This is a genomic window from Pseudomonas sp. ICBG1301, from assembly GCF_016918385.1.
Classification (GTDB): Bacteria; Pseudomonadota; Gammaproteobacteria; order Pseudomonadales; family Pseudomonadaceae; genus Aquipseudomonas; species Aquipseudomonas palleroniana.
Window position 1 is genome coordinate 171,081 of the sequence record NZ_JAEKGB010000003.1, and the last position, 25,535, is coordinate 196,615.

Consider the following 25,535-nt stretch of genomic DNA (forward strand, 5'->3'; position numbering starts at 1 on the left):
TATCGCAGCGCCGAAATTAACTCAAATCGAGGGTGGGGAGCTATAGGGCAGCGAACGTGCCTTGTGCTTTTGCGACTAATCGTTCGTCCTGATACACATCGGCTTCGACCACCAATGTGCGTCGACCCGCGTGGAGCACCCGGGCGGTACACAGCACGTCACCGTCAGACACGGCACGGATGTAGTTGATCTTGCACTCGATGGTTGCGCTCTGCTGGTCAAACCCATGGGAGCTGGAGCAGGCCAGCCCCATCGTAATGTCCACCAGGCTGAAAATCGCCCCGCCATGGAGCTTGCCCGCGCGGTTGCGCAGTTGCGGCTCCAGGGTCAGGGCCACCTCCGCAACGCCCTCGTCCAGGCGTTGCAGGCGGCAGCCGATCAGCTCGCTGAACGCGCTTTGGGTTAAGCCGGCCGGGATTTCCATCAGCGTTTCTTCAACTGTTTGGCATTGGCGAACAGTGAGGCCATGGCGTTGTTGCTCGGTGCGGCAGTCGCGGTTTCCTTGCGTGGCGCGTTGTTTTGCGACTGGCGCGGTGCCGAGCCCGGGCGGGCACCACGGGCGCCGTCGATTTTCTCGCCTGGGGTGTCGCTCATGCGCATCGACAGGCCGACGCGCTTGCGTGGGATGTCGACCTCCATGACCTTGACCTTGACCACGTCACCGGCTTTCACCGCTTCGCGTGGGTCTTTGATGAACTTCTCCGAAAGCGCGGAAATATGCACCAAACCGTCCTGATGCACGCCGATATCCACAAAGGCACCGAAATTGGTCACGTTGGTGACTACGCCTTCGAGGATCATGCCCGGCTGCAGGTCCTTGAGGTCTTCGACGCCCTCCTGGAACTCGGCAGTCTTGAACTCGGGGCGCGGGTCGCGGCCAGGTTTTTCCAGTTCTTGCAGGATATCGGTGATGGTGGGCACGCCGAAGGTTTCATCGGTGTACTTCTTCGGGTCCAGGCGCTTGAGGAAGGCGGCGTCGCCGATCAGCGAACGGATGTCGCGGTCGGTCTCGGCGGCGATGCGCTGTACCAGCGGGTAGGCTTCCGGGTGGACTGCGGAGGCGTCCAACGGGTTATCACCGTTCATCACGCGCAGGAAGCCGGCGGCCTGTTCGAAGGTTTTTTCACCCAGGCGTGCGACTTTTTTCAACGCGGCGCGGGTTTTGAAGGCACCGTTTTCATCGCGGTGGGTGACGATGTTCTGCGCCAGGGTGGCGTTGAGGCCGGAAATACGCGCCAGCAACGCTACGGATGCGGTGTTTACGTCCACGCCCACGGCGTTCACACAGTCTTCTACCACCGCGTCCAGGCCACGTGCCAGTTTCAGCTGCGACACGTCGTGCTGGTACTGGCCGACGCCAATGGATTTAGGGTCGATCTTCACCAGTTCGGCCAGCGGGTCCTGCAAGCGACGGGCGATGGACACCGCGCCACGGATCGACACGTCGAGGTCCGGGAATTCCTTGGAGGCCAATTCCGACGCCGAGTACACCGAAGCACCGGCCTCGGAGACCATGACTTTGGTCATCTTCATGGCTGGGTATTTTTTGATCAGTTCGGCAGCCAGCTTGTCGGTTTCGCGGCTGGCGGTGCCGTTGCCGATGGCGATCAGGTCCACGGAGTGCTTGGCGCACAGGGCGGCCAGGATCGCCAGGGTCTGGTCCCACTTGTTGTGCGGTACGTGGGGGTACACGGTGGCGTGGTCGAGCAGCTTGCCGGTGGCGTCGACCACGGCGACCTTGCAACCGGTGCGCAGGCCCGGGTCCAGGCCCAGGGTCGCGCGCGGGCCTGCCGGGGCGGCCAGCAACAGGTCGTGCAGGTTGTGGGCGAACACGTTGATCGCCTCGGTTTCAGCGCCGTCGCGCAGCTCGCCCAGCAGATCGGTTTCCAGGTGGGTGTAGAGCTTGACCTTCCAGGTCCAGCGCACGACTTCACCGAGCCATTTGTCCGCAGGACGATTCTGATTCTGGATGCCGAATTGCTGGCCGATCATGCCTTCGCACGGGTGCATGGTGCCCGGCAGTTCGTCACCGACTTTGAGTGAGGAGCTGAGAATGCCTTCGTTGCGGCCACGGAAAATGGCGAGCGCACGGTGGGACGGCATGCTTTTAAGCGGTTCGTCGTGTTCGAAGTAGTCGCGGAACTTGGCGCCTTCTTCCTCTTTGCCGGCGATGACGCGGGCGCTGAGCGTGGCTTCCTGCTTGAGGAAGGTGCGCAGTTTTTCCAGCAGGCTGGCGTCTTCGGCGAAGCGCTCCATCAGGATGTATTTGGCGCCTTCCAGGGCGGCCTTGACGTCGGCGACGCCTTTGTCGGCATTGACGAAGCGGGCCGCTTCGGTGTCCGGGGTCAGCGATGGGTCGTTGAACAGGCTGTCGGCCAACTCACCCAGGCCGGCTTCCAGGGCGATCTGGCCCTTGGTACGGCGCTTTTGCTTGTATGGCAGGTAGAGGTCTTCGAGGCGGGTCTTGGTGTCGGCGAGCTTGATGTCGCGTTCCAGTTGTGGGGTCAGCTTGCCCTGTTCCTCGATGCTGGCGAGGATGCTGATGCGCCGTTCGTCGAGTTCTCGCAGGTAGCGCAAGCGCTCTTCCAGGTGGCGTAGTTGGGTGTCGTCGAGGCTGCCGGTCACTTCTTTTCGGTAACGGGCGATGAAGGGCACCGTGGAGCCTTCATCCAGTAGAGCGACGGCCGCTTCGACCTGTTGTGGGCGTACACCGAGTTCCTCGGCGATGCGGCTGTTGATGCTGTCCATAAAACCACCTGAAATTCTTGAAAGCAGCTCGAAGGCCCGGAAAACAAGGCTTGCAAGGCTGGTTGAGCGGCCCGTCTGGCGCCGCTGCCTGGGTCAAGAGGCAGCCTATTGACCCTCGAAATTGAAAAAATCACGACAAACGGGTGAAAAAAAGCCCGGCAGTAAACGGTAACGATCTGACGTTGCCCTGCACGAAGGCGCCGCATTATAACCAGCGTTCCGACCTTGGGTGGTACTGCGCCGCTGGTCGCCGCACGCGGGTTCGCTGGCGGCAGAGGAAAAATCTGCTAACAATGCACACGGTGCGTATAACGGCACCTAAGCCATAATGCGCGCCGAGATAAGAGGAGCATCCAATGAGCAGCACTGTACAAACTGCTGAAGGCGAAAAAATTCTCATCGTTGACGACGATCCAGGGCTGAGCAGCCTGCTGGAGCGCTTCTTCAACTCCAAGGGCTACCGTGCCCGCGCGGTGCCGAACACCGAGCAGATGGATCGCCTGTTGGGGCGCGAAGTGTTCAACCTGGTCGTACTCGACCTGATGCTGCCCGGCGAAGACGGCCTGACCGCGTGCAAGCGCCTGCGCGGTGCGAACAACCAGATTCCAATCATCATGCTGACCGCCAAGGGCGATGAGCTGAGCCGCATCAAGGGCCTTGAGCTTGGCGCTGATGATTACCTGGCCAAGCCGTTCAACCCGGACGAATTGATGGCCCGGGTCAAGGCGGTATTGCGTCGCCAGGCTCCGCCGGTACCTGGCGCGCCAGGCAGCGAAGACGAAAGCGTCACTTTTGGCGACTACGAATTGTCGCTGGCCACCCGTGAGCTCAAGCGTGGCGATGAAGTGCACATGCTGACCACCGGTGAATTCGCGGTCCTCAAGGCGTTGGTAATGAACGCGCGCCAGCCCTTGACCCGCGACAAGCTAATGAACCTGGCCCGTGGCCGGGAGTGGGATGCCCTGGAGCGTTCCATCGACGTGCAGATTTCCCGTCTGCGCCGGATGATCGAGCCTGATCCTTCCAAGCCGCGGTATATCCAGACGGTGTGGGGCGTGGGTTATGTATTCGTGCCGGATGGCAATAAAACCAGTTGATCCATGATTTGCAGGGGCGGGTATTTCGGTGTTTGGCTCCATGAGAGTCAACGGGATGCCCGGCGTCTGCAATTCTGCGAGCGCCCCTCGTTCCTGCAAGGTATCTAGCTGTCCTCTATGAAAACCCCGCTGTGGTTCCCGCAAAGTTTCTTTTCCCGCACGCTCTGGCTGGTGCTGATCGTCGTTCTGTTTTCCAAGGCCCTCACGCTGGTTTATCTGCTGATGAACGAAGACGTGCTGGTTGATCGGCAATACAGTCACGGCGTCGCCCTGACCCTGCGCGCCTATTGGGCTGCCGACCCGGAGAACCGCGAGAAGATCGCCAAGGCCGCGACGCTGGTTCGCGTGGCGGGTGCGGGTGTGCCGGAGGGCGAACAGCATTGGCCCTACAGCGAGATCTACCAGCGACAGATGCAGGCCGAGCTGGGGGACGACACCGAGGTGCGGCTGCGCATGCATGTGTCGCCTGCGCTATGGGTGAGGGCGCCCAGCCTGGGCCAGGATTGGCTGAAAGTACCGCTGTACCCGCACCCGCTGCGGGGGCAGAAGATCTGGAACGTGTTGGGATGGTTCCTGGCCATTGGTTTGCTTTCTACGGCATCCGCCTGGATTTTCGTGCGCCAGCTCAACCAGCCCCTGAAACGTCTAGTGTTCGCAGCCCGCCAACTCGGGCAGGGGCGTAGCGTGCGCCTGCCGGTCAGTGATACGCCCAGTGAGATGACTGAGGTGTACAGCGCGTTCAACCAGATGGCGGAGGATGTCGAGCAGGCGGGTCGCGAGCGCGAGCTGATGCTGGCGGGCGTATCCCATGACTTGCGCACGCCATTGACGCGCTTGCGGTTGTCCCTGGAATTGATGGGCAGTCACAACGATCTGACGGATGACATGGTCCGCGACATCGAGGACATGGACGCGATTCTCGATCAGTTCCTGGCGTTTATCCGTGATGGCCGCGATGAAGTGGTTGAAGAGGTCGACCTCACGGACCTGGTGCGTGAAGTCGTGGCCCCCTATAACCAGAACGGTGAGCAGGTGCGCATGCGTCTGGAGCCGATCCAACCGTTTGCGCTGCGTCGGGTGTCGATGAAGCGTCTGCTGAACAACCTCATCGGTAACGCCTTGCATCATGCCGGTTCAGATGTGGAAGTGGCGGCCTACGTGTCCGGCGACAGCGCCGCACCCTATGTCGTGCTGAGTGTGATGGACCGAGGTACGGGGATCGACCCGGCGGAACTGGAAGGTATCTTCAACCCCTTCACCCGTGGCGATCGTGCCCGTGGGGGCAAAGGCACGGGCCTGGGGTTGGCGATTGTGCGGCGGATTGCCTCGATGCACGGAGGCAATGTTGAGCTGCGTAATCGTGAGGAAGGTGGCCTGGAGGCTCGTGTGCGTCTGCCGCTTGGCTTGATGCTGCCTAGAGATGCGGTATAGGTATAGGAGCAGCTGCAAGCTATTAGCTACAAGCCACAAGAAGACGCAGCCTGCCTTTCTCTTGCAGCTTGTAACTTGTAGCTTGCAGCTGCTTCATTAGCCCTTCCCTTTGGTCCGGGTCATATTCGGCCCGCCATTCTTCTCCAGATGCTGAATGATGATCCCCGCCACATCCTTGCCCGTGGTGGTCTCGATGCCTTCCAGGCCCGGTGACGAGTTCACCTCCATCACCAGGGGGCCATGGTTGGAGCGCAGGATATCCACGCCCGCCACGCTCAACCCCATCACTTTGGCGGCGCGCAGCGCGGTCATGCGTTCTTCCGGGGTGATCTTGATCAGGCTGGCGCTGCCGCCACGGTGCAGGTTGGAACGGAACTCCCCTGGTTTGGCCTGGCGCTTCATCGCCGCAATGACTTTGTCGCCCACCACGAAGCAGCGGATATCCGCGCCACCGGCTTCCTTGATGTATTCCTGCACCATGATGTTCTGTTTGAGGCCCATGAACGCCTCGATCACCGATTCTGCGGCCGTTGCCGTTTCACACAGCACCACGCCAATGCCCTGGGTGCCTTCCAGCACCTTGATCACCAGCGGCGCGCCGTTGACCATGTCGATCAGGTCAGGGATGTCATCCGGTGAGTGGGCAAAGCCGGTAACCGGCAGGCCGATCCCCCGACGCGAGAGCAGTTGCAGCGAGCGCAGCTTGTCCCGCGAGCGTGCGATGGCTACCGATTCATTGAGGGGGAATACCCCCATCATTTCGAACTGACGCAACACCGCGCAGCCGTAGAAAGTGACCGAGGCACCGATGCGCGGGATCACCGCATCAAAACCCTCCAGCGGTTTGCCCCGGTAATGGATCTGGGGCTTGTGGCTGGCAATGTTCATGTAGGCCCGCAACGTGTCGATCACCACCATTTCGTGGCCACGTTCGGTACCGGCCTCAACCAGGCGGCGGGTGGAATACAGACGCGGGTTTCGCGACAGCACAGCGATCTTCATGCAGCACCTGGGGCAGAAATAGTTGAGACCGGGAACACCGGCTTGTCTTGAACGTACTTGACGCCGGGATTGACCACCAACTGGCCGTCAATCAACGCCTTGGAACCGAGCAACAGGCGATAACGCATGGCCTTGCGGCAGGCCAGGGTGAACTCCACCCGCCATACCCGGTCACCCAGCGCCAACGTAGTGCTGATCACGTATCGCACCTGCGCATGCCCGTTGGAGCTCTTGATGGTTTTCATCGTCACCAGGGGCGCTTCGCAACGGCGGTGACGCAGTTGCACAACGCTGCCCAGGTGCGCGGTAAAGCGAACCCACTTTTCACCGTCACGCTCAAAGGGCTCTATATCGGTGGCATGCAGGCTTGAGGTGCTGGCGCCGGTGTCGATCTTCGCGCGCAGGCCCGCCACCCCCAAATCAGGGAGGGCCACCCACTCACGCAGACCCACAACGGTCAAATGGTCAAATGTCTTCAATATAGGTAACCGGTCAATTCGCCCAGGCGTGAGGGGAAACCTCGGCCAGGGCTTTGAATGCAGGCTTGGCGAACCAGAAGCCTTGCATCAGGAATATTCCGCAGTCGGACAGGAAGTCGCGCTCGCCGGCACTTTCAATGCCTTCGGCGATGACGGTAACGCCCAACTGCTCACAAATTGTGACAATCCCCTGGACGATCACCTGACGGACACGATCCTGATCGACATCGCGGATCAGCGCCATGTCGAGTTTGATCAAGTCAGGTTGGAAATCGGCCAGCAGATTCAGCCCCGAATAGCCCGCGCCGAAATCGTCGATGGCGGTCTTGAAACCGAATTCGCGATATTCACGCAGAATATTCGTCAAATGGCGATAGTTATCTACATGCTCGTTTTCAAGTGTCTCGAAAATCAGCTGGTCGAGCGGGAAGTTATGTGCCCGAGCCGCCTCTAGAGTGCTGCGGATACACAGCTCTGGCCGATAGACGGCATTGGGCATGAAGTTGATGGACAGGTGGGTTTGCATCCCCAATGCCGCTGCGCCGGCGATCGCCTGGGTGCGGCAACGCTGGTCGAAGCGGTAACGGTTGCTCTCGTTGACTTGCGCCAGTACCGATAGCGCCCCTTCGCCATTGACCCCCCGTACCAGGGCCTCGTTGGCGAAAATGGAATGATCGCGAAGGTCTACGATAGGCTGGTAGGCGAAAGCGAAGTCGAAACCCAGCGGCTCGCTTTGCTGGCAGCCCACGCAGCGTTGGCCAGGCGAGGTGAGTGAAACGGGGAAGTCGGTCACGGCGTATCCTCGCGAAAACAGGGTGCTACCTGGCGTATCTTAGGTGAGCCTTGGGGTTTATGCGTCGAAGGGGTTCAACGGTTAAGTTGCGACATTTTTCAGCGAGAGGAATTCAAGTGGCTCAGAAGCAGGAAGAGGACGAAAAAGTCCGTTTGGACAAGTGGCTATGGGCCGCACGTTTTTACAAGACCCGTGCCTTGGCCAAGGCCGCCATCGAGAGTGGCAAGGTGCATCACCGGGGCGAGCGCTGCAAACCGGGCAAGGAACCGCGCGTAGGGGATGAGTTCCAGATTCGTACCGGCTTTGATGAAAAGACCATAGTGGTTCAGGCACTGTCGATTGTACGGCGTGGCGCGCCCGAGGCTCAGACGCTGTATGCCGAGACTGATGCGAGTATCGCCAAGCGTGAGCATGCAGCAGCCATGCGCAAGGCGGGGGCTCTGGGGGTCAGTACCGATGGGAAACCGAGCAAGAAGCAACGCCGCGATCTGTTCAAGTTCCGTGGCAGTGGCGGTGACGAATAAAGTCGCCGGTAATCGCTTGGGGCTTCACTTGGCTTGGAACAAACCCGGATTGTTCATAAACTGCGTCATCTTCGCGTCAATATTATTCAACTCAGATACCCAGACCTATGACTGATCTACCGGATACCGACTTCACCCAACGCTTTATCTTCGACGAGACCGACGCCCGCGGCGAACTGGTCTCGTTGGAGCGCAGCTATGCCGAAGTCCTCGCCAAGCACCCCTATCCGGAGCCGGTCGCGCAACTGCTCGGCGAGCTGATGGCGGCGGCGGCGCTGCTGGTGGGTACCATGAAATTCGACGGTTTGCTGATCCTGCAAGCGCGTTCCGAAGGGCCGATTCCGCTGCTGATGATCGAGTGCTCCAGCGAGCGCGACATCCGTGGCCTGGCCCGCTACGACGCTGACCGGATTGCCGCGGACGCGTGCCTGGCCGACCTGATGCCCAATGGTGTGTTGGCGCTCACCGTTGACCCGACCGAGGGCCAGCGCTATCAGGGGATTGTCGACCTTGACGGTGAAACCCTGTCGGACTGCTTCACCAACTACTTCGTGATGTCCCAGCAAGTCGGTACGCGTTTCTGGCTTAAAGCCGACGGCAAGCGTGCCCGTGGCCTGTTGCTGCAACAACTGCCGGCCGATCGTATCAAGGACGACGACGAGCGTGCCGAAAGCTGGCGCAACCTCACTGCACTGGCCGGCACCTTGACCACCGAGGAGTTGCTGGCGCTGGACAATGAAACCATCCTGCACCGCCTCTATCACGAAGAAGCTGTGCGGTTGTTCGATGCCCAAAGCCTGCGCTTCCATTGCAGCTGCTCGCGCGAGCGCTCGGCCAATGCCCTGGTCAGCCTGGGCCTTGAGGATGCACAGAATCTGGTGGTGGAACACGGTGGCAATATTGAAATCGACTGCCAGTTCTGCAACCAGCGCTACCTGTTCGATGCCGCTGATGTAGTCCAGTTATTCGCCGGCGCAGGCATCGACACCCCTTCCGACACCCGCCACTAAAACGTTTAAGCACAGGTAAATCACCTGACAAACGCCGGATTAGCGCAGTTCTGACGGGAGGGCCCTACTCTTTTTGGGCTTTTCTGGCATAATCCGGCCCACTTTTTTCGCGGTAGTAGTGCGCAACTTTCTACTACAAAACGTTTGGAGCACTCGGCTACAGGCCGACGGGGAACCTCATGACGCAAGCCAATAACGCTGTATACACCGATCTGAGTGTTGATGATCTGGTCAAAGAAGCCCTGCAGCGCGGTGAAGGCGTGCTTGCCGATACTGGCGCGCTGGTCGTAGAAACCGGTCACCGTACCGGCCGTTCGCCAGTCGATCGTTTCATCGTTGAAGAGCCTTCCACCCAGGACGCCATCGCCTGGGGCCCGATCAACCGCAAGTTCCCGGCCGACAAGTTCGACGCCCTGTGGGCGCGTGTCGAAGCCTTCAACAATGCGCAAGAGCATTTCGTTTCCCACGTTCACGTCGGTGCTGCGCAAGATCACTACCTGCCCGTGAAAATGACCACCCAGACTGCCTGGCAGAACCTGTTCGGTCGTTGCCTGTTCATCAACCCGGCCCAATACAACCCGGCCGGTCGTGAAGAGTGGCAGGTGCTTAACGTAGCCAACTTCGAGTGCGTGCCAGAGCGTGACGGCACCAACTCCGACGGTTGCGTGATCCTCAACTTCGCACAGAAAAAAGTGCTGATCGCCGGCATGCGTTACGCCGGTGAAATGAAGAAAGCCATGTTCTCGGTGCAGAACTTCCTGCTGCCGGCCGCCGACGTACTGCCGATGCACTGCGCCGCCAACATCGGCGAAGCCGGCGACGTGACCCTGTTCTTCGGTCTGTCGGGCACCGGTAAAACCACCCTGTCCGCCGACGAAAGCCGTTACCTGATCGGTGACGACGAACACGGTTGGGGCGAAGGCGTGGTGTTTAACATCGAAGGCGGTTGCTATGCCAAGTGCATCGACTTGTCCGAGAAGAACGAGCCGGTTATCTGGAAAGCCATCAAGCACGGTGCCGTGCTCGAAAACGTCGTGATCGACGACGCCAAGCACGCCGACTATGCCGATGTCAGCCTGACCCAGAACAGCCGCGCCGCCTACCCGCTGGAGCACGTGGCCAAGCGTTCCGAGAAGAACCTGGGCGGCGAGCCAAACGCTGTGATCTTCCTGACCTGCGACCTGACCGGCGTGCTGCCGCCAGTGTCCATCCTCAGCGAAGAGCAAGCGGCCTACCACTTCCTGTCCGGCTACACCGCTCTGGTGGGCTCGACCGAAATGGGTTCCGGCAGCGGCATCAAGTCGACCTTCTCCACCTGCTTCGGCGCGCCGTTCTTCCCGCGCCCGGCCGGTGAATACGCAGAACTGCTGATCAAGCGCATCCGTGGCTTCGGCTCCAAGGTCTACCTGGTCAACACCGGCTGGACCGGTGGTGGTTATGGCGTCGGCAAGCGCTTCAACATCCCGACCACTCGCGGCGTCATCGCAGCGATCCAGAGCGGCGCGTTGATTGGTGCGCAAACCGAGCACCTCGACACCATCAACCTCGACGTGCCACTGGCCGTACCGGGCGTTGAAACCGGCCTGTTGAACCCACGTAACACCTGGGCCGACAAAGCTGCATACGACGAAGCGGCGAAGGCACTGGCCGGCCTGTTCATCGAGAACTTCAAGAAGTTTGAAGTGAGCGATGCGATCAAGGCTGCAGGGCCTAAGTTGTAAGATTCGTTGATGTGAGAAAGCCGCCTCTTGCAGGCGGCTTTTTTGTGCGCGAAAGGCGGGGGCGGTGAGGAGTAAGCCATAGCCTTTGCCGGCCGAGCCTGAAGTGATTCAACAGGCAACACTGGTCAATGTAGGAGCGAGCTTGCTCGCGAAAAACCAAAGGAGGCCGCGCGCCTTCTGGTTTACTGCGTCATTGTTGACGATTTTCGCGAGCAAGCTCGCTCCTACACGGGGTGTCGCTTAGATTTACGGTTGTGCGGGTTGCAGTTGAACGTGTTGCACAGCTTCCAGCAGATCGCAGCCGTCTTGTACGAGCAGGTACAGGGCATTGGTGATGTGGGAAATGTCTTTGAGGTCGGCGTGTTCGAAGGTCAGGCAGGAGAAGGTTTCAAGCAGATCCGTGGCTGCGCGAATGCGTTGATGGGCGGCGGACTGGATGTCTTCCGCCTTGGCTTGCGTATCGATGATAAGCGGATGGGTATCGGTGAAATTAGTGCGTAGCTGACGATAGCGGTCCATCGTTTCAGGTATTTGCATTTGACGGTACTCGGTTTGCTGTTAGGTAACCGACATCCCCGTGGCCAAACGGTGGGTGGCGGACTGTGCGCGGGTTGGCCAGCCGGAAACAGCACTCCGACACGTCCGAAGACGTCCCCCACACAGCCGCCATAGCACTGCGATACGAGACGATAGACGTTCGAAGAGTAAGTGATGGCACTTATGTGTGCTGTTTTTCGGGTGACCAAACCCGGTCGCTGATTTGGCAGCGACGGAGTGAACCTTAGAAGTGAGTGGGTTCTCGGGCAATAAACAGAGGGTTTAATGGTTCATGCTCCGGTCAGGCAGGAGTATTTCGTCGAGCATCAGCACGGGGTGTTGCGGTACTTGGCGAGGACGGCTTCACGGGTCGGCAGAGGATTGTCGATGTTTGCCGGCCAGGTAATTGCGACGGCGGGCCTTGTGGCAATGATCGTGTTTTTGCTCAAACGTCAGTTCGCTCACGCGTTGTGCTTCTGGGCGGTAAGGCATGACTGTCGCGCAATGTTTCAGTGTGCAGGCGGGATAAAAACCACGTCACATTCTGTATAAAAAAAACGCAAGCAGTCTGAATTCAGCGTATGTTTCACCGCAAAATCTCGTAGGGCGATTCCGCCCACCACTTAAAGGGAGTTAAGCATGGGTTTGCTTCGTGTCGCCTCGGCGATGTCATTGTGTGCGGTGGCGTTTTCAATTCAAGCCGAGCAATTGCCGATTGAGGTGCTCAGTGCGGTGGTCAAGGACCAGAAGATTGCCGATGCCGAAGTGCTGTTGCAGCGTAATGGTGCGCAAAACGTCGTGGGCCGTACCAACGCCCAGGGCCAGGTGACACTGACCAGCGAAGCGGCCGACGATGCGTCCAACCTGCTGATCATCAAAAAAGCCGGCTACTCGAATCTGGTGGTGAAGTGTCCTTGCGCAGGGATGACCTACGCCATCAGCCCGGTCATGGAAAACCTCGACGGCCTGCGGGTCGTGCTGACCTGGGGCAAAACCCCGGAAGACCTCGACTCTCACATGATCTTCCCTGGTAACAATATCTTCTTCGGCAACCAGAAAGGCACCGACGCCGAACTGGATGTGGATGACACCGACAGCTACGGCCCGGAAACCATCACCCTGCAGAAAAAGCACTACGGCGAAAGTTATGTCTACGCCGTACATGACTTCACCAATAGCGGCAATCCAGGCTCTCGCCAGCTGTCCAACAGTGAGGCCAAGGTGTTCGTGTACATGGGCCAATCCCTGGTACGCACCTACTACGTGCCGAAAAACCGTAGCGGTAACTTGTGGACGGTATTCCGCATGACCGGCAGCGGTGATTTCCAGGACATCAACAATTTCAGTGGTGTGCAAGTCGATGCTCCGAACGTCCTCAACGAAGTCAAAGCGTTGCTGGATGACAGCGTTGCAGTGACCGCGGTGGCCGTCAGCTCTTCCGCACAAACCGATGCGAAGCGTCTGAACGTGCAGGGTGAAGCAGCCTACCAGGCAGGTAATCTGGACCAGGCCATCGAGCTGTTCCGTCAAGCCATCGAGTTGGATAACGGCTTCGGTAAAGCCTATGGCAACCTGGGCCTGGCGTATCAGAAGGCCGGTAACACCGCCGAGTCGATCTGGGCCAACCGCAAGGCTATCGCCCTGGCTACCGGTGCGAACGCTGCAACCGTGCGTGCAGGGGCCTACTACAACATTGCGCGCATCTACGAAGCTGCAGGGCAGTTCCCGGACGCCTTGCGTCACTACCAGTTAGCCAAGGAGCAGAAGGCCAACCCGGTGTATGACACGGCGATCGAGCGGGTACAGAACCGCTGATTCAGCCCCTGCTGTAGAACTAAGAATGTGGGGTGGGGTTTGCTCCCTCCCACATTTGGATCTGTATCTTTCCTGCCGGCACCTCGGATTATTCCCCCTTCGGCCCTGGGCCATCCCTGACCCCATGTATCATCCTGTCTCTTTTTACTTGCGACCTTTCTCGATTCGCTGAGATTCACAGGCTATGTTTTTCAGCCATCTCAGCAGTCAATGGAGTGACAGCCTATGCACGACACCCTCCAACAGGTCTTCGGTTATCCACAGTTCCGCCCGGGCCAGGAACAAACGGTCAGAGCCGTGCTGGCCGGCCGTTCGGCAGCCGCGATCTTCCCTACAGGGTCGGGCAAGTCCTTGTGTTACCAGCTATCGGCCGTGCTGCTTCCGCATCTGACGTTGGTGGTGTCGCCGTTGTTGGCGTTGATGCAGGACCAATTGGGCTTTCTGCAGCGTCACGGGATTTCAGCCGGCAGTATCGACTCGGCCCAGAGCCGCGATGAGGCCAATGAGGTAATGGCCCGTGCTCGCTCGGGCGAGCTGAAAATCCTGATGATTTCCGTGGAGCGCTTGAAGAACGAGCGTTTTCGTAATTTCCTGCAAAGCGTGCAGATCTCTCTGCTGGTGGTGGACGAGGCGCACTGTATTTCGGAGTGGGGCCATAACTTCCGCCCGGACTATTTGAAGCTTCCAGACTACCAACGGCAGTTCAATATCCCACAGGCGCTGCTGCTGACGGCCACGGCCACGCCTAAGGTGATTGCCGACATGCAGGCCAAGTTCAGCATTGCACCGCAGGATGTGGTGACCACTGGTTTCTACCGGCCCAACCTCAATTTGCTGGTGGAGCCGGTAAGCGGCCCCGACAAGCGTCGGCGTTTGGTCGAGTGGATGAGCGAGCGCGCCAACCAGCCGAGCATCGTCTATGTCACCCTGCAGAAGACCGCCGAGCAGATTGCCGAGCACCTGAATCGCAATGGCATCCAGGCTGAGGCCTACCATGCCGGTTTGCCCCACGATAAACGTGAGGGCATCCAGCAACGCTTCATGGGTGGACGCTCCAATTGCATCGTCGCCACCATCGCGTTTGGCATGGGCATCGACAAAAGTGATATCCGCAATGTGGTGCACTTCGACTTGCCCAAGTCCATTGAGAACTACAGTCAGGAAATCGGCCGTGCCGGGCGCGACGCTCAAGCCTCCGACTGCCTGGTACTGGCTAACCGCGACAGCCTCAACGTGCTGGAAAATTTCGTCTACGGTGATACACCCGAGCAAGAGGGCATTCTGCGTGTGCTGGAGGCATTGCAGGCGGCGCGGCCAGAGGGGCAATGGGAGTTTTTGCTGAGGTCATTGTCTGAGCACAGCAATATCCGCGAGTTGCCGCTCAAGACGTTGCTGGTGCAGTTGGAACTCAAGGGCGTGATTGCGCCGCGCTACGCGTTCTATGCTGAATACCGTTTCAAATACCTGGTCGAACCTGAGGCGTTGCTGGCAAGGTTTTCGGGGGAGCGACAACAGTTCGTCGCAGCGATCATCGAGGTGTGCAAGCGTGCGCGAACCTGGGCGACGGTGGATTTTGACGCGCTGTATCAGCAGCACAACGCCGAACGCAATCGAGTGGTGAAAGCCCTGGATTACTTTCAGGAGCAAGGCTTGATCGAACTCGAAAGCAAGCAGATGACCGAGGTCTACAGCCTGCTCGATACCGACTTTGATCCACAGGCCTTGAGCGCCGAGTTATACACAGGCTTCAAGCAGCACGAGGTTACCGAGGTGGCGCGGATTCACGCCATGCTGGATCTGTTCGCCACCGAACGCTGCCTGGGGCAGCGCCTGGCCGAATATTTTGGCGACGAAAACGCACCTCAACGTTGCGGGCACTGTTCGGTATGCCACGGCCGTGTGGCGCACCTTCCGCCACCGCCAAGCTTACCGCCCCTTGTGGATAAAAATTTCATGGAGCTGTGCGGGGATTTTATCCACAGGCATCATGCATTGACGGGCCAATTGCCCGGCTCCGAGCGGTTGACGCGGTTTCTCGGTGGTATCAGCGTGCCCTTGTTCAATTCATTGAAGGCGCGGGGTATCCCGGGGTTTGCTGCGCTGGAGGATTACCCTTACGCCGAAGTGCGCGAATGGGCCGAAGCCCATCTGAAGCACCTGTAAATTCACTTCACGAGACCCGCCCATGCCTGATTCAGTGCCAACACGTGCCGACTACCCCCACTTGCAACCGATTATCACGCGTTGGCACGACAACGATGTGTACGGCCATGTGAACAACGTCACCTACTACAGCTTCTTCGACACCACGGTGAATACCTACCTGATCGAACAGGGAGGGTTGGATATTCATGACGGTGAAGTGGTGGGATTTGTGGTGAGTTCTGCGTGCGACTATTTCGCGTCGGTTGCCTTTCCCGAACGCATTGACGTCGGCTTGCGGGTGGGCAAGTTGGGCAATAGCTCAGTGCAGTATGAATTGGCGGTGTTCAAGGCGGGCGAGGAGGACGCCTGCGCGGCGGGGCGTTTTGTACATGTGTTCGTGGATCGAGGGTCGAACCAGCCGGTCACTATTCCGGCGATGTTGCGCGAGGCGTTGCAGCGTTTGGTGGTGTAGGCGCGCACGCCTACACCCAGGACGAAGGCTTCAGGCCTTATCAATCATCATAACGGTGGTGATGCTTGTTCTTGCGATGCCCATAAGCGTGACCGCGCCCGCGATGGTCATCACGGTCGTAGCGACGGTTGTCACGCCCACGGTAATGGCGGTCTTCGTCATCGCTCTTGTTGCCCATGTAGTTGCCCAGTGCGCCACCTGCGCCGCCACCGGCTGCTGCGCCGATCAGGCTACCGGTGCTGCCGCCGACACTGCGGCCAACCACGTTGCCGCCTGCTGCGCCCAGTGCGCCGCCAATGGCGGCTTCGCCACGGCTGCGTTTGTCGGCGCCGACCGCACTGCCACCCGCGCCGCCCAATGCCGCACCGATGGTCGAACCGGTGTTGCCACCTAGCTGCTGGCCAACAACCGAACCTAGAACCCCGCCCAATGCGCCGCCCACGCCTGCTTCGGCGGTGCCACCGGCCATGGCTGCGCCACTGACCAGGCCAAGGGACAACAAGAGAATCGAGGAGAACTTCATTAGGGAGACCTCAAGAGGATGACGGCGCGATCTTGGGGCTGTATCGATACTGTGACAATAGAAATCCGACCAGTAGCACGAGTTGTACACAATTCTATAACTTACTGTTTTTACTGGGGAACTTAAGTCTTTTTTGTGAGTCTTTAGCTACTTGGGAAAGGCCGCTTTTATGCAAAAGCGGCCTTTTTTGTGCCTGGAATTTACGCCGAGCGCGCCATGATCAGGCCGTCGTCACTCGCCGCCTCCAGGCAAATAGCCACGAACTTCGATGTCGGTGTATGGCTGCCATCCCCGGTGCTTTCCAGTGGCACCAGCGGGTTCACTTCCGGGTAGTAAGCGGCTGCCTGCCCTGCCGGAATATCAAATGCCAGCAAGGTGAAGCCCTTCACACGGCGCTCACGCCCGTCTTCCCACAGCGACACGATGTCGGCCTTCTGCCCTGGCTTGAAGCCTAGGCGGATGATGTCGGCTTCGTTGACAAAGAGCACGTCACGCTGGCCTTTCACCCCACGGTAGCGGTCATCCAGGCCGTAAATAGTGGTGTTGTACTGATCATGGGAACGCATTGACTGCATGATCAGGTCCGGCACGCGGCCGGTCGCATGGGTGCGCTCGTGAATCAGGTCTTCAGGCAGGATATTCGGACGGAAATTGGCGCGCCCCGAAGAGGTGTTCCAGCGACGCGCGCCGGCAGCGTTGCCCAGGTAGAAACCGCCCGGATGCTTGATGTTTTCGTTGAAGTCCTTGAAGCCCGGGATGGTGTCGGCGATCAGGTCGCGAATGCGTCCGTAGTCTGCCACCAGCCAGTTCCAATCCACCGGCTTGCTGCCCAGGGTAGCGGCGGCGATACCGGCCAGGATCGCAGGTTCGGATTTCATCAACTTCGACAACGGTTGCAGCTGGCCATTGGAGCCGTGAACCATGCTGAACGAGTCTTCCACGGTGACCGCTTGCGGGCCGTTGGCCTGGATGTCGATATCGGTACGGCCCAGGCATGGCAGGATCAGCGCATCCTTACCGTGCATCAGGTGGCTGCGGTTGAGCTTGGTGCTGATCTGCACCGTCAGGTCGCAGTTGCGCAGGGCCTGGAAGGTACGCAGGCTGTCTGGCGTGGCTTGTGCGAAGTTGCCGCCCAGGCCGATAAACACTTTGGAACGGCCTTCGAGCATGGCGTGGATCGCTTCGACCACATTGTGACCGTTGGTGCGTGGCACCTGGAACTGGAAGCGGCGCTCCAGCGCATCAAGGAAGGCCACCGGCGGGCGTTCGTTGATGCCCATGGTGCGGTCACCCTGCACGTTACTGTGGCCACGCACCGGGCACAGGCCGGCGCCTGGACGACCGATGTTGCCGCGCAGCAGCATCAGGTTGGCAATTTCCTGGATGGTGGGTACCGAGTGGCGGTGTTGGGTGATGCCCATCGCCCAGCACATGATCACGTTCTTGCCTGTGGCGTACATTCGCGCCGCTTGCTCGATTTCCACCAGAGTCAGGCCGGACTGCTTGACGATTTCATCCCAGGAGGTGTCGTCGATCTGGCCCAGGTAATCGAGCACGTTGGCGGTGTGGGCGTTGAGGAAATCGTGATCGAACACGGCTTCCTTACCTTCAGCCTGGGCCTGGCGCTCCCACAGCAGCAGGAACTTGGCCATGCCGCGAAGGATGGCCATGTCGCCGCCCAGTGCGGGGCGGAAATAGGCGGTGTTGGTCGGCTTATCGCCGTTGGTCAGCATTTCCAGCGGATGTTGCGGATGCTGGAAGCGCTCCAGGCCGCGCTCCTTGAGCGGGTTGATGCACACCACCTGAGCGCCACGCTTGACGGCTTCACGCAGCGGTTCGAGCATGCGCGGGTGGTTGGTGCCGGGGTTCTGGCCCCAGACGAAAATCGCGTCGGCATGTTCGAAGTCATCGAAGGTCACGGTGCCTTTGCCCACGCCGACGCTCTGGGCCAAAGCTACGCCGCTGGCCTCGTGACACATGTTCGAACAATCCGGGAAGTTGTTGGTGCCGTAGGCGCGCACGAACAGCTGATACAGGTAGGCCGCTTCGTTGCTGGCCCGGCCCGAGGTGTAGAACTCGGCCATGTCCGGGCTGGGCAGTGCGTTGAGGTGTTTGCCGATCAGCTCGAAGGCGGCTTCCCAACTGATGGGCTTGTAGCGGTCCGTCTCGGCGTCATAGCGCATCGGCTCGGTCAGGCGGCCTTGATATTCCAGCCAATAGTCACTCTGTTCCAGCAACGCGCTGACACTGTGCTTGGCAAAGAAAGCCGCGTCGACACGGCGTTTGGTGGCTTCCCAGTTAACCGCCTTGGCGCCGTTCTCGCAGAACTTGACCATGCCGCTTTCCGGCGAATCGCCCCAGGCGCAGCCTGGGCAGTCAAAGCCGCCGTTCTGGTTGGTCTTGAGCATCATGCGCAGGTTTTTCAGCGCGTTGTCGCTGGTCAGCCAGGCTTGCGCCACGCTGATCAGTGCGCCCCAGCCACCGGCCGGGCCTTTATAGGGCTTGTAGCGCGGGGTAGGGGTTTGGTCGGCTTGGTGATGATTGCTCATGGCGGGTCTCCATCGCAGGGCTGTAAACCCGCGCGTACTACTCTGCGGCAGTGCTACCAGCGGATTGATCTAGGCTTAGACTAGGCGCGACAAAGGGTCGCGTCTAATTGCCAGTATTGATCTATTGATAGATGGCGTCGATCACGGGTCTTTGGTCGGCGTGGAACCCAAGTCTGTAGGACTGGTCTAGTCTTGGGCATCTGGAAACCAAATCCCAAGGAGAGCGCACTATGAGTATCCTCAGTTTTGTTAAGGAAGCAGGCGAAAAGCTGATCAATCTGCTGACGCCCGGTAATGCCAGCGCCAGTGACGAGCTGAAAAAGCATATCCAGGATGTCGGGCTGGGTAATCCGAACGTGCATGCCACCGTTGACGGTGACAAGGTCACGATTACCGGTGAAGTGGCCAGCCAGGAAGAGAAAGAAAAAATCATCCTGGCGGCAGGCAATATTGCCGGCGTAGCCAGTGTGGATGATCAAATCACTGTATCCGGGCCAGCTGTTGCGGCTGCCCGTTTCGTCGTAGTGAAAAAAGGTGACACCCTCAGCGCGATCTCGCTGGCGGTGTACGGTAATGCCAACCTGTACAACAAGATCTTTGAGGCCAACAAGCCATTGTTGTCACATCCTGACAAGATCTACCCAGGGCAGACGCTGCGTATTCCTGAGTAACAGGCTGGGCCTGATGAGGGAGGGGGCAACCCCCTCCCTCATTGCGTTAAAGGCCGGCAATCAGATCACGGTAGTCTCCGACGGCGGCAAACTCTGCGGTGTCCTTGGGGCCTCTTCGGCTGTCCGGTTCCCTCACTGCCAGCAAATGGCTCACGCCGAAATCCCGGGCGCTGCGCAGGATCGGCAAGGTATCGTCGATAAACAGGCTGCGTGCCGGGTCGAAGCCGATGTCGGCGTGCAGGGCGTGCCAGAACTGCGGGTTTTCCTTGGCGAAGCCATAGTCGTGGGAACTGATCAAACGCTCGAAATACGGCGCCAGTTCAATGCGTTCCAACTTCAATGACAACGAATCACGATGAGCATTGGTGATCAGGATCACGCGCTTGCCGGCCTGTTTGATCGCCGCCAGAAAAGTGTCCGCATCCGGGCGCAAGGCGATCAGGTGGGCGGTTTCCAGCTTGAGCTCACGCACCGGAATGTTCAGCTCCGTGCTCCAGAAATCCAGGCAATACCATTGCAACTGTCCGGCGTTACGCTCGAACAGAGGCTGCAGCTCCATCTCGGCCATGGCGCGGCTCACCCCATGCAGCTCGGCATAGCGCTGGGGCAGGTGCTCCATCCAGAAGTGGTTGTCGTAATGCAGGTCGAGCAAGGTGCCGTCCATGTCCAGCAAGACGGTGTCGATGGCGTGCCAGGGCAAAGAGGGCATGGGGTGGTCTCATGTAAGTAAAGATATCCGACACAGACAATCGGAAAAGCCACGGTATAGTAACCCGATCACGCCAAGGAGCCGCTTATGCGCCAGAAACCCACCGTTCTCGCCCGAGAAATAGTCGCCAGTAGCCGTTTGTTCCGCGTGGAGGAAGTGCAATTGCGCTTTTCCAATGGCGTTGAGCGCACCTACGAACGCCTGGTGGGGCGCGGTACCGGTTATGGGGCGGTGATGATTGTGGCGATGATTGATGCCGATCATGCGTTGCTGGTGGAAGAGTACTGCGGCGGTACCGATGAATATGAGTTGTCCCTTCCCAAGGGATTGATCGAGCCCGGTGAAGACGTGCTGGCGGCGGCAAACCGCGAACTCAAGGAGGAAGCCGGCTATGGCGCGCGTCAACTGGAACACCTTACCGAACTCTCGCTGTCGCCTGGTTACATGAGCCAGAAAATCCAGGTGGTATTGGCCACCGATCTCTACGAAGAGCGCCTGGAAGGCGATGAGCCAGAGCCGATGCGGGTGGACCGGGTCAACCTGCGCGAGCTGTCGCAGTTGGCACAGAACGAGCAGTTCAGCGAAGGCCGCGCCCTGGCCGCGTTGTATCTGGTGCGAGACCTGTTGACCCAGCGTGGAGCGTTTATCGTATGAGCGAACTGTTTCTGGGCCATCCGTTTATCGCTCCTGTGATCGAGCTGGCCCGCCAGGCCGGTGAGGTCATCCTGCCTTACTGGCGGGCCGATGTTGCCGTCACCTCCAAGGCTGACGACTCCCCCGTGACGGCGGCGGACCTGGCCGCTCACCATCTGATTCTGGCCGGCTTGACCGCGCTGGACCCGAGTATTCCCGTGCTGTCCGAAGAGGACGCGAATATAGACCAGAGCGTACGTGCCGGCTGGCAGCGGTGGTGGCTGGTGGACCCGTTGGATGGCACCAAGGAATTTATCGGCGGCAGTGAAGAGTTCACCGTCAACATCGCGCTGGTTGAGCAGGGCCGCGTGGTGTTCGGCGTGGTCTCCATGCCGACCAGTGGTCGCTGTTATTTCGGTGGCGCGGGCCTGGGCGCCTGGCGTTCCGATGTAAACGAAGCGCCCAGGCAGATTCAGGTGCGCGAGGCACCGGCAGTCGGCGAACCCTTTACGGTGGTTGCAAGTCGTCGCCATACCAGCCCTGAGCAGGAGCGCCTGCTGGACGGTTTGAGCGCCGGGTTGGGCGAGCTGAAGCTGGCCAATATCGGCAGTTCGTTGAAGTTTTGCCTGTTGGCCGAGGGCAGTGCCGATTGCTACCCGCGGCTGGCGCCGACGTCGCAATGGGACACCGCCGCTGCTCAAGGTGTGCTCGAAGGCGCAGGCGGTGAAGTGTTGGAGTTGAGTGGCGAGCCGTTCAGTTACCCGGCCCGGGAATCATTATTGAATCCGTTCTTCCTGGCTCTGCCGGCCAAGGCAGCCTGGCGTGAGCGATTGCTGGCCCTGGCCCGCCGTTAAGATCTCACACGTCAAAATGTGGGAGGGGGCTTGCTCCCGATAGCGTTGGGTCAGTCGACATATTCGTTTACTGAGACAGCACTATCGGGAGCAAGCCCCCTCCCACATTCAGTTTTGCGTCGTAGCATCTAGCGGTGCAGGACGTACTGCCCAGTGAAGGCCACAGCGTGGTCTGCACTGCCCTCGTTCACAATCCACGTTTCAAGCATCAGGCGTGCACGGCCATAGCGCTTGTACGTCGCCACGAAGCGCTTCCACACCTTTTCTTCGGGGGCAGGGCACACTACGGTGGCGTCCCGTGTGACCGGCAGCGGATAACTGATCTGTCCTTCCTGGATGACGATGTGCCCATCCTCAACCCCTTCTTCACGCAGCTTCAAGTGCAGCCAACCCCAGCCGGCCAATACCGCGCCGCAGTAGAGACTGCCGCCAAACATGGTGCTCTTGTGGTTGATGTTGGCCTGCAACGGCAGATGCAGCGCCAATTGGCCCTGTTGCCAGTCGAGTACCTTGAGACCCATTTCCCGGGTGAGGGGGATGTCATGGTGCAGCACGGATTCCAGGTAACGGCTGTCGCGGTTCATGTGGGCCTCTTGGTGTGTGTGGATCATTCTTCGTCGGTACTCTGGTTGGCGAAGATCAAGCCATGCTTGCGCAATTTGTCGTGCAGGGTTTTGCGCGGAATGCCGAGTGCCTCGGCGAGGCTGCGCACGGAGCTGTGGGGGCGCGTCAGTTCGGCGGCGATCAGGCTTTTTTCGAACTGTTCGACTTGTTCGCTCAAGCCGCCCGGTGTGGAGGTGAGCACGGCCGTGGAAGGGCTGTCCTGAGTGTTGTCCAAAGCCAGTTCCAGGCCCAAGGCGAAGCGCTCGGCTGCATTCTGCAGTTCGCGCACATTGCCTGGCCAGCTGTGGCGCAACAGCAGCGCACGCTGGCCCGGTTGCAACTCCTGCAATGGCAGGCCGTGGCGGCTGCCGGCTTCGTCCGCGAAGTGTTGGAACAGCATCAACGCATCTTCCCCTCGCTCACGCAGCGGCGGGATGCGCAACGGAGCGACGTTTAGCCGGTAATACAGGTCGGCACGGAAGCGCCCTTGGTCGGCGGCCTGGCGCAGATCTTCCTTGGTGGCGGCAATGATGCGGATATCGAGCGGGATCAGTTGGTTGCCGCCCAGACGCTCGACCACGCGTTCCTGCAGCAGGCGCAGCAGCTTGACCTGGACATCCAGGCTCATGCTTTCGATTTCATCGAGAAATAGTGTGCCGCCGTTGGCGAATTCGAACTTGCCGATACGGCGCTTCTGCGCGCCGGTAAAGGCACCGGGCTCATGGCCGAACAGTTCGCTTTCCACCACCGATTCGGCCAGGGCGCCGGCGTTGATCGCGACGAACGGCCCGCTGCGCCGGCTCGACAAGTCATGCAGCGCACGCGCCACGACTTCCTTGCCGGCGCCGGTTTCACCGAGGATCAGCACGTCGGCCTTGGTCGCCGCCAGGGCACCGATCTGCTCGCGCAGGCGCAGCATTTGTGGCGAGTGCCCCACCAGGCGTGTGCTCAGTTGCTGGCGGTCGCTGAGGGCCAGGCGCAGGCTGCGGTTGTCCAGCACCAGGCGGCGCAGCGCCAGGGCGCGGCGCACGCTATCGAGCAGGGCGTCGCTGGCGAAGGGTTTCTCCAGAAAATCGTAGGCCCCGGCACGCATGGCTTGCACCGCCAACGGCACGTCGCCGTGGCCGGTGATCAACAGCACCGGCAGGTCCGGGTCCTGGCCGTGCAGTTCGGCGAGCAGCTCCAGGCCGTCCATGCCGGGCATGCGGATGTCGCTGACCACTACCCCTGGCCAGTCCCGCGTCAAGCGCGCAGTGAGGCCGGTCGCTTCACCCAGCGTCAGGACAGCCAGCCCGGCCAGGTCCAGGGTCTGGCACAGGGCCTGACGCAGGTGTGGATCGTCGTCGATCAACACCACCTGAATCTGGTTATCGATACTCATACACTGCGGTCCTCGGACGGTTGCAGACTGACGCCCGGCGAACCGGCACGCAATTTCAAGGTTAACAACGCGCCGCCTTCCTTGTGGTTGGCAAATAGCAGTTCGCCGCCAAAGGCACGCATCAGGGTTTCGCAGATCGCCAGGCCCAACCCCAAGCCCTGGGTGCGGGTCTTGGTGGTGTAGAACGGTTCGCTGGCGCGGCCCAGGGCTTCCATGCAAAACCCGGGGCCGTTGTCGCGAATGTACAGGTTGACGCCCTGTTCGGTGGTTTGGGCACTCAACCAGAGTTTTCGCGGCGGGCCTTTTTCGGTGAGGGCGTCCAGGGCGTTGGCCAGCAGGTTGCCAAGCACTTGGCGCAAGCGGGTTTCCCCGGCTTGCACCCATAAGGTCGCCTCCGGCAGATCGCGGATCAGTTCGACTTCCATCGACCGCCGCCGCTTGGCCAGCAACGCCAGTGCATCATCCAGCGCCGGCTGCAGGGCCACACTTTCCGGTGCATGGCGGTCGCGCCGGGCGAACGCACGCAGGTGCGCGATGATCGAGGCCATGCGCCCGGTCAGTTCGCTGATCAGCTTGAGGTTGCCCCGGGCGTCGTTGGTACGTTCATGGTCGAGCAGGATCTCGGCGTTTTCTGCATAACTGCGGATCGCTGCCAGGGGCTGATTCAGTTCGTGGCTGATGCTCGCCGACATGGTACCCAGGGCTGACAGCTTGCCGGCTTGCACCAGGTCATCCTGGGCGCGCACCAGTTCCTGCTGGGCGTGCTCGCGTTCCAGTACTTCCTGTTTCAAACGCCGGTTAAGGCCCTCCAGATCGCTGGTACGCTCGGCCACGCGCGCTTCCAGCTCGCGGCGCGCCTTGGCTTCGAAGGCAATGCGCTCCAGGTAATGCCGCCGACGTTGCATCATCAGGCCCAGCAACAGCATCAACACCAACAGCGTCGCGCCGCCGACGGCGACCACCGTGCGCACCGGGCGATTGATCAGCGAGCGTGGCGCGAGGATCTCCACATTCCAGCCGGTTTCGGCGATGGCCGTGGATTGACGCAGCCATGCCGTGGCACTCAGCGCCAGCGGCTGTGGGTCGCGGGTGGGGTAGGGTTGGATCGCGATAATCGCCTCACGCTCTGCAGCGCTCAGTGGCCGGGTGGCGCGAAATCGCCATTGCGGGCGCGAGGTCAGGATTACCACGCCATTGTGGTCGGTCACCAACAGCTGTTCCGGTGTATTGCCCCACAGGCTTTCGGTATGGTCCAGGTCGACCTTGACCACCAGTACGCCGATGATCTTTTCGCCATCGCGCACGGCGGCGGCAAAGAAGTAGCCGCGCTTGGCCGAAGTGGTGCCCAGGCCGAAAAAACGGCCCAGACGCCCAGCCATGGCCTCGCTGAAATAGGGTCGGAACGAGAAGTTACGGCCGACGAAACTGTCTTGCTTGTCCCAGTTGGAAGCCGCCAGGGTTTTGCCGGAGGTATCCATCAGGTACATCACTTCCGCCCCGGCCTGGGCGGCGACGTCCTGGAGCAACTGGTTGGCGTTGGCCAGGTTGGTGCTCACCTGAGGCGCATCCAGGGCCGTGCGCAGGGCGGGCAGGTCCCCCAGGATCTGCGGCAAGACTTCGTAGCGGTGCAGGGTGCCCAACAGGTTGGCCACGTACAGGTCGAGGGTTTGCCGGTTCTGGCCCGCCAACTCGCTGCCGTAATAGCGCTCGGCCAAGTGTTCCAGCGGCCACAGCAGCGGGGCCAGGCATAACGCCAACAGGGCGAGGCTGCGCCAGCGAGGTCTTCGTGGAAGGGGTGGAGTCATGGAAGTCATGCGCCTGTGGGTACAGGCGCATTA

General features: G+C 60.1%; 23 protein-coding genes and 1 pseudogene. 11 read left to right on the top strand and 13 right to left on the bottom strand.

The window, feature by feature from the left end; genetic code table 11:
* Positions 1-40: 40 nt before the first annotated feature.
* Positions 41-424: a PaaI family thioesterase gene (locus tag JBE38_RS08005; RefSeq protein WP_060754668.1), complete on the bottom strand. Its 384-nt coding sequence runs from the start codon at positions 422-424 to the stop codon at positions 41-43.
* Positions 424-2,748, bottom strand: a complete 2,325-nt coding sequence (locus JBE38_RS08010; protein ID WP_060754667.1) for a Tex family protein — start codon at positions 2,746-2,748, stop codon at positions 424-426. The genes JBE38_RS08005 and JBE38_RS08010 overlap by 1 nt, the downstream gene beginning before the upstream one ends.
* A gap of 356 nt (positions 2,749-3,104) precedes the next feature.
* On the opposite strand from JBE38_RS08010, the gene ompR reads away from it, so the two are divergent.
* Entirely contained in the window at positions 3,105-3,845 is a 741-nt protein-coding gene (gene ompR / locus JBE38_RS08015) for an osmolarity response regulator transcription factor OmpR (RefSeq protein WP_090367501.1), read from the top strand.
* A 117-nt stretch (positions 3,846-3,962) separates the two neighbouring features.
* On the top strand, positions 3,963-5,276 hold the full coding sequence (locus tag JBE38_RS08020) for an ATP-binding protein (RefSeq protein ID WP_060754665.1): 1,314 nt from the start codon (positions 3,963-3,965) through the stop codon (positions 5,274-5,276).
* 96 nt (positions 5,277-5,372) lie between these two features.
* On the opposite strand, the gene rimK is transcribed toward JBE38_RS08020, so the two are convergent.
* The 3 genes from rimK to rimA are packed head-to-tail and all read right to left on the bottom strand — an operon-like array spanning position 5,373 to position 7,550.
* Positions 5,373-6,278 carry a 30S ribosomal protein S6--L-glutamate ligase gene (rimK, locus tag JBE38_RS08025; protein ID WP_010214091.1) on the bottom strand — a complete coding sequence of 302 codons (906 nt, stop codon included), beginning with the start codon at positions 6,276-6,278 and terminating at the stop codon, positions 5,373-5,375.
* Positions 6,275-6,757, bottom strand: a complete 483-nt coding sequence (rimB, locus tag JBE38_RS08030) for a retropepsin-like aspartic endopeptidase RimB (protein WP_005783815.1) — start codon at positions 6,755-6,757, stop codon at positions 6,275-6,277. The genes rimK and rimB overlap by 4 nt, the downstream gene beginning before the upstream one ends.
* 13 nt (positions 6,758-6,770) lie before the next feature.
* Positions 6,771-7,550, bottom strand: a complete 780-nt coding sequence (gene rimA, locus JBE38_RS08035) for a S6 modification regulatory phosphodiesterase RimA (protein WP_060754664.1) — start codon at positions 7,548-7,550, stop codon at positions 6,771-6,773.
* 116 nt (positions 7,551-7,666) lie between these two features.
* Here rimA and JBE38_RS08040 point away from each other — a divergent pair, with 116 nt between their 5' ends.
* From JBE38_RS08040 to JBE38_RS08050, 3 genes are all read left to right on the top strand, one after another.
* Positions 7,667-8,074, top strand: coding sequence for an RNA-binding S4 domain-containing protein (locus tag JBE38_RS08040; RefSeq protein ID WP_060754663.1), 408 nt, complete (start codon positions 7,667-7,669; stop codon positions 8,072-8,074).
* Positions 8,075-8,181: 107 nt separating this feature from the next.
* Positions 8,182-9,084, top strand: a complete 903-nt coding sequence (gene hslO, locus JBE38_RS08045) for an Hsp33 family molecular chaperone HslO (protein WP_090367493.1) — start codon at positions 8,182-8,184, stop codon at positions 9,082-9,084.
* Between the two features lie 179 nt (positions 9,085-9,263).
* Positions 9,264-10,805, top strand: coding sequence for a phosphoenolpyruvate carboxykinase (locus JBE38_RS08050; RefSeq protein ID WP_205344093.1), 1,542 nt, complete (start codon positions 9,264-9,266; stop codon positions 10,803-10,805).
* A gap of 246 nt (positions 10,806-11,051) precedes the next feature.
* On the opposite strand, the gene JBE38_RS08055 is transcribed toward JBE38_RS08050, so the two are convergent.
* Together JBE38_RS08055 and JBE38_RS27645 are read right to left on the bottom strand one after the other, a co-directional pair.
* Positions 11,052-11,342 (bottom strand): hypothetical protein, encoded by a 291-nt coding sequence (locus tag JBE38_RS08055; protein ID WP_060754660.1) that lies wholly within the window; start codon positions 11,340-11,342, stop codon positions 11,052-11,054.
* A 326-nt stretch (positions 11,343-11,668) separates the two neighbouring features.
* Positions 11,669-11,807 (bottom strand): annotated as a pseudogene (locus tag JBE38_RS27645) (YhfG family protein).
* Between the two features lie 174 nt (positions 11,808-11,981).
* Here JBE38_RS27645 and JBE38_RS08060 point away from each other — a divergent pair.
* The 3 genes from JBE38_RS08060 to JBE38_RS08070 all read left to right on the top strand — a co-directional run bounded on the left by JBE38_RS08060 (position 11,982) and on the right by JBE38_RS08070 (position 15,774).
* A complete protein-coding gene (locus tag JBE38_RS08060; protein ID WP_060754658.1) occupies positions 11,982-13,157 on the top strand; it encodes a tetratricopeptide repeat protein in 1,176 nt (391 codons plus the stop codon).
* A gap of 225 nt (positions 13,158-13,382) precedes the next feature.
* Positions 13,383-15,320: a RecQ family ATP-dependent DNA helicase gene (locus tag JBE38_RS08065; RefSeq protein ID WP_205344094.1), complete on the top strand. Its 1,938-nt coding sequence runs from the start codon at positions 13,383-13,385 to the stop codon at positions 15,318-15,320.
* A 22-nt stretch (positions 15,321-15,342) separates the two neighbouring features.
* The gene (locus JBE38_RS08070; RefSeq protein WP_104995237.1) at positions 15,343-15,774 is read left to right on the top strand and encodes an acyl-CoA thioesterase; all 432 of its coding nucleotides are present in this window, start codon (positions 15,343-15,345) and stop codon (positions 15,772-15,774) included.
* Between the two features lie 40 nt (positions 15,775-15,814).
* Here JBE38_RS08070 and JBE38_RS08075 read toward each other — a convergent pair whose 3' ends face one another.
* Together JBE38_RS08075 and JBE38_RS08080 are read right to left on the bottom strand one after the other, a co-directional pair.
* A complete protein-coding gene (locus tag JBE38_RS08075; protein ID WP_060754655.1) occupies positions 15,815-16,297 on the bottom strand; it encodes a glycine zipper domain-containing protein in 483 nt (160 codons plus the stop codon).
* 200 nt (positions 16,298-16,497) lie between these two features.
* Positions 16,498-18,846 carry an FdhF/YdeP family oxidoreductase gene (locus tag JBE38_RS08080; protein WP_205344095.1) on the bottom strand — a complete coding sequence of 783 codons (2,349 nt, stop codon included), beginning with the start codon at positions 18,844-18,846 and terminating at the stop codon, positions 16,498-16,500.
* A 230-nt stretch (positions 18,847-19,076) separates the two neighbouring features.
* Here JBE38_RS08080 and lysM point away from each other — a divergent pair, with 230 nt between their 5' ends.
* Positions 19,077-19,517 (top strand): peptidoglycan-binding protein LysM, encoded by a 441-nt coding sequence (gene lysM, locus JBE38_RS08085; protein ID WP_060754653.1) that lies wholly within the window; start codon positions 19,077-19,079, stop codon positions 19,515-19,517.
* A 46-nt stretch (positions 19,518-19,563) separates the two neighbouring features.
* Here the strand turns inward: lysM and yrfG are convergent, their stop codons facing one another.
* On the bottom strand, positions 19,564-20,226 hold the full coding sequence (gene yrfG / locus JBE38_RS08090; protein ID WP_205344096.1) for a GMP/IMP nucleotidase: 663 nt from the start codon (positions 20,224-20,226) through the stop codon (positions 19,564-19,566).
* Between the two features lie 87 nt (positions 20,227-20,313).
* Between yrfG and nudE the strand changes: the two genes are divergently transcribed.
* Together nudE and cysQ are read left to right on the top strand one after the other, a co-directional pair.
* Entirely contained in the window at positions 20,314-20,880 is a 567-nt protein-coding gene (gene nudE, locus JBE38_RS08095; protein ID WP_060754651.1) for an ADP compounds hydrolase NudE, read from the top strand.
* Positions 20,877-21,713, top strand: a complete 837-nt coding sequence (gene cysQ, locus JBE38_RS08100; protein ID WP_060754650.1) for a 3'(2'),5'-bisphosphate nucleotidase CysQ — start codon at positions 20,877-20,879, stop codon at positions 21,711-21,713. The genes nudE and cysQ overlap by 4 nt, the downstream gene beginning before the upstream one ends.
* A 128-nt stretch (positions 21,714-21,841) precedes the next feature.
* On the opposite strand, the gene JBE38_RS08105 is transcribed toward cysQ, so the two are convergent.
* The 3 genes from JBE38_RS08105 to JBE38_RS08115 are packed head-to-tail and all read right to left on the bottom strand — an operon-like array spanning position 21,842 to position 25,502.
* Positions 21,842-22,297 carry a YiiD C-terminal domain-containing protein gene (locus tag JBE38_RS08105; RefSeq protein ID WP_126870850.1) on the bottom strand — a complete coding sequence of 152 codons (456 nt, stop codon included), beginning with the start codon at positions 22,295-22,297 and terminating at the stop codon, positions 21,842-21,844.
* A 23-nt stretch (positions 22,298-22,320) separates the two neighbouring features.
* On the bottom strand, positions 22,321-23,697 hold the full coding sequence (locus JBE38_RS08110) for a sigma-54-dependent transcriptional regulator (protein WP_090367471.1): 1,377 nt from the start codon (positions 23,695-23,697) through the stop codon (positions 22,321-22,323).
* Positions 23,694-25,502 (bottom strand): sensor histidine kinase, encoded by a 1,809-nt coding sequence (locus tag JBE38_RS08115; protein ID WP_104995242.1) that lies wholly within the window; start codon positions 25,500-25,502, stop codon positions 23,694-23,696. Before JBE38_RS08115 ends, JBE38_RS08110 begins: the two co-directional genes overlap by 4 nt.
* Positions 25,503-25,535: the final 33 nt, after the last annotated feature.

Excerpts from the sequence above, each read along its gene's own strand:
- JBE38_RS08005 (WP_060754668.1), bottom strand. The coding sequence starts at position 424 with ATGGAAATCCCGGCCGGCTTAACCCAAAGCGCGTTCAGCGAGCTGATC.
- JBE38_RS08010 (WP_060754667.1), bottom strand. The coding sequence starts at position 2,748 with ATGGACAGCATCAACAGCCGCATCGCCGAGGAACTCGGTGTACGCCCA.
- ompR (WP_090367501.1), top strand. The coding sequence starts at position 3,105 with ATGAGCAGCACTGTACAAACTGCTGAAGGCGAAAAAATTCTCATCGTT.
- JBE38_RS08020 (WP_060754665.1), top strand. The coding sequence starts at position 3,963 with ATGAAAACCCCGCTGTGGTTCCCGCAAAGTTTCTTTTCCCGCACGCTC.
- rimK (WP_010214091.1), bottom strand. The coding sequence starts at position 6,278 with ATGAAGATCGCTGTGCTGTCGCGAAACCCGCGTCTGTATTCCACCCGC.
- hslO (WP_090367493.1), top strand. The coding sequence starts at position 8,182 with ATGACTGATCTACCGGATACCGACTTCACCCAACGCTTTATCTTCGAC.
- JBE38_RS08050 (WP_205344093.1), top strand. The coding sequence starts at position 9,264 with ATGACGCAAGCCAATAACGCTGTATACACCGATCTGAGTGTTGATGAT.
- JBE38_RS08055 (WP_060754660.1), bottom strand. The coding sequence starts at position 11,342 with ATGCAAATACCTGAAACGATGGACCGCTATCGTCAGCTACGCACTAAT.
- JBE38_RS08060 (WP_060754658.1), top strand. The coding sequence starts at position 11,982 with ATGGGTTTGCTTCGTGTCGCCTCGGCGATGTCATTGTGTGCGGTGGCG.
- JBE38_RS08065 (WP_205344094.1), top strand. The coding sequence starts at position 13,383 with ATGCACGACACCCTCCAACAGGTCTTCGGTTATCCACAGTTCCGCCCG.
- JBE38_RS08070 (WP_104995237.1), top strand. The coding sequence starts at position 15,343 with ATGCCTGATTCAGTGCCAACACGTGCCGACTACCCCCACTTGCAACCG.
- JBE38_RS08075 (WP_060754655.1), bottom strand. The coding sequence starts at position 16,297 with ATGAAGTTCTCCTCGATTCTCTTGTTGTCCCTTGGCCTGGTCAGTGGC.
- JBE38_RS08080 (WP_205344095.1), bottom strand. The coding sequence starts at position 18,846 with ATGAGCAATCATCACCAAGCCGACCAAACCCCTACCCCGCGCTACAAG.
- lysM (WP_060754653.1), top strand. The coding sequence starts at position 19,077 with ATGAGTATCCTCAGTTTTGTTAAGGAAGCAGGCGAAAAGCTGATCAAT.
- yrfG (WP_205344096.1), bottom strand. The coding sequence starts at position 20,226 with ATGCCCTCTTTGCCCTGGCACGCCATCGACACCGTCTTGCTGGACATG.
- nudE (WP_060754651.1), top strand. The coding sequence starts at position 20,314 with ATGCGCCAGAAACCCACCGTTCTCGCCCGAGAAATAGTCGCCAGTAGC.
- cysQ (WP_060754650.1), top strand. The coding sequence starts at position 20,877 with ATGAGCGAACTGTTTCTGGGCCATCCGTTTATCGCTCCTGTGATCGAG.
- JBE38_RS08105 (WP_126870850.1), bottom strand. The coding sequence starts at position 22,297 with ATGAACCGCGACAGCCGTTACCTGGAATCCGTGCTGCACCATGACATC.
- JBE38_RS08110 (WP_090367471.1), bottom strand. The coding sequence starts at position 23,697 with ATGAGTATCGATAACCAGATTCAGGTGGTGTTGATCGACGACGATCCA.
- JBE38_RS08115 (WP_104995242.1), bottom strand. The coding sequence starts at position 25,502 with ATGACTCCACCCCTTCCACGAAGACCTCGCTGGCGCAGCCTCGCCCTG.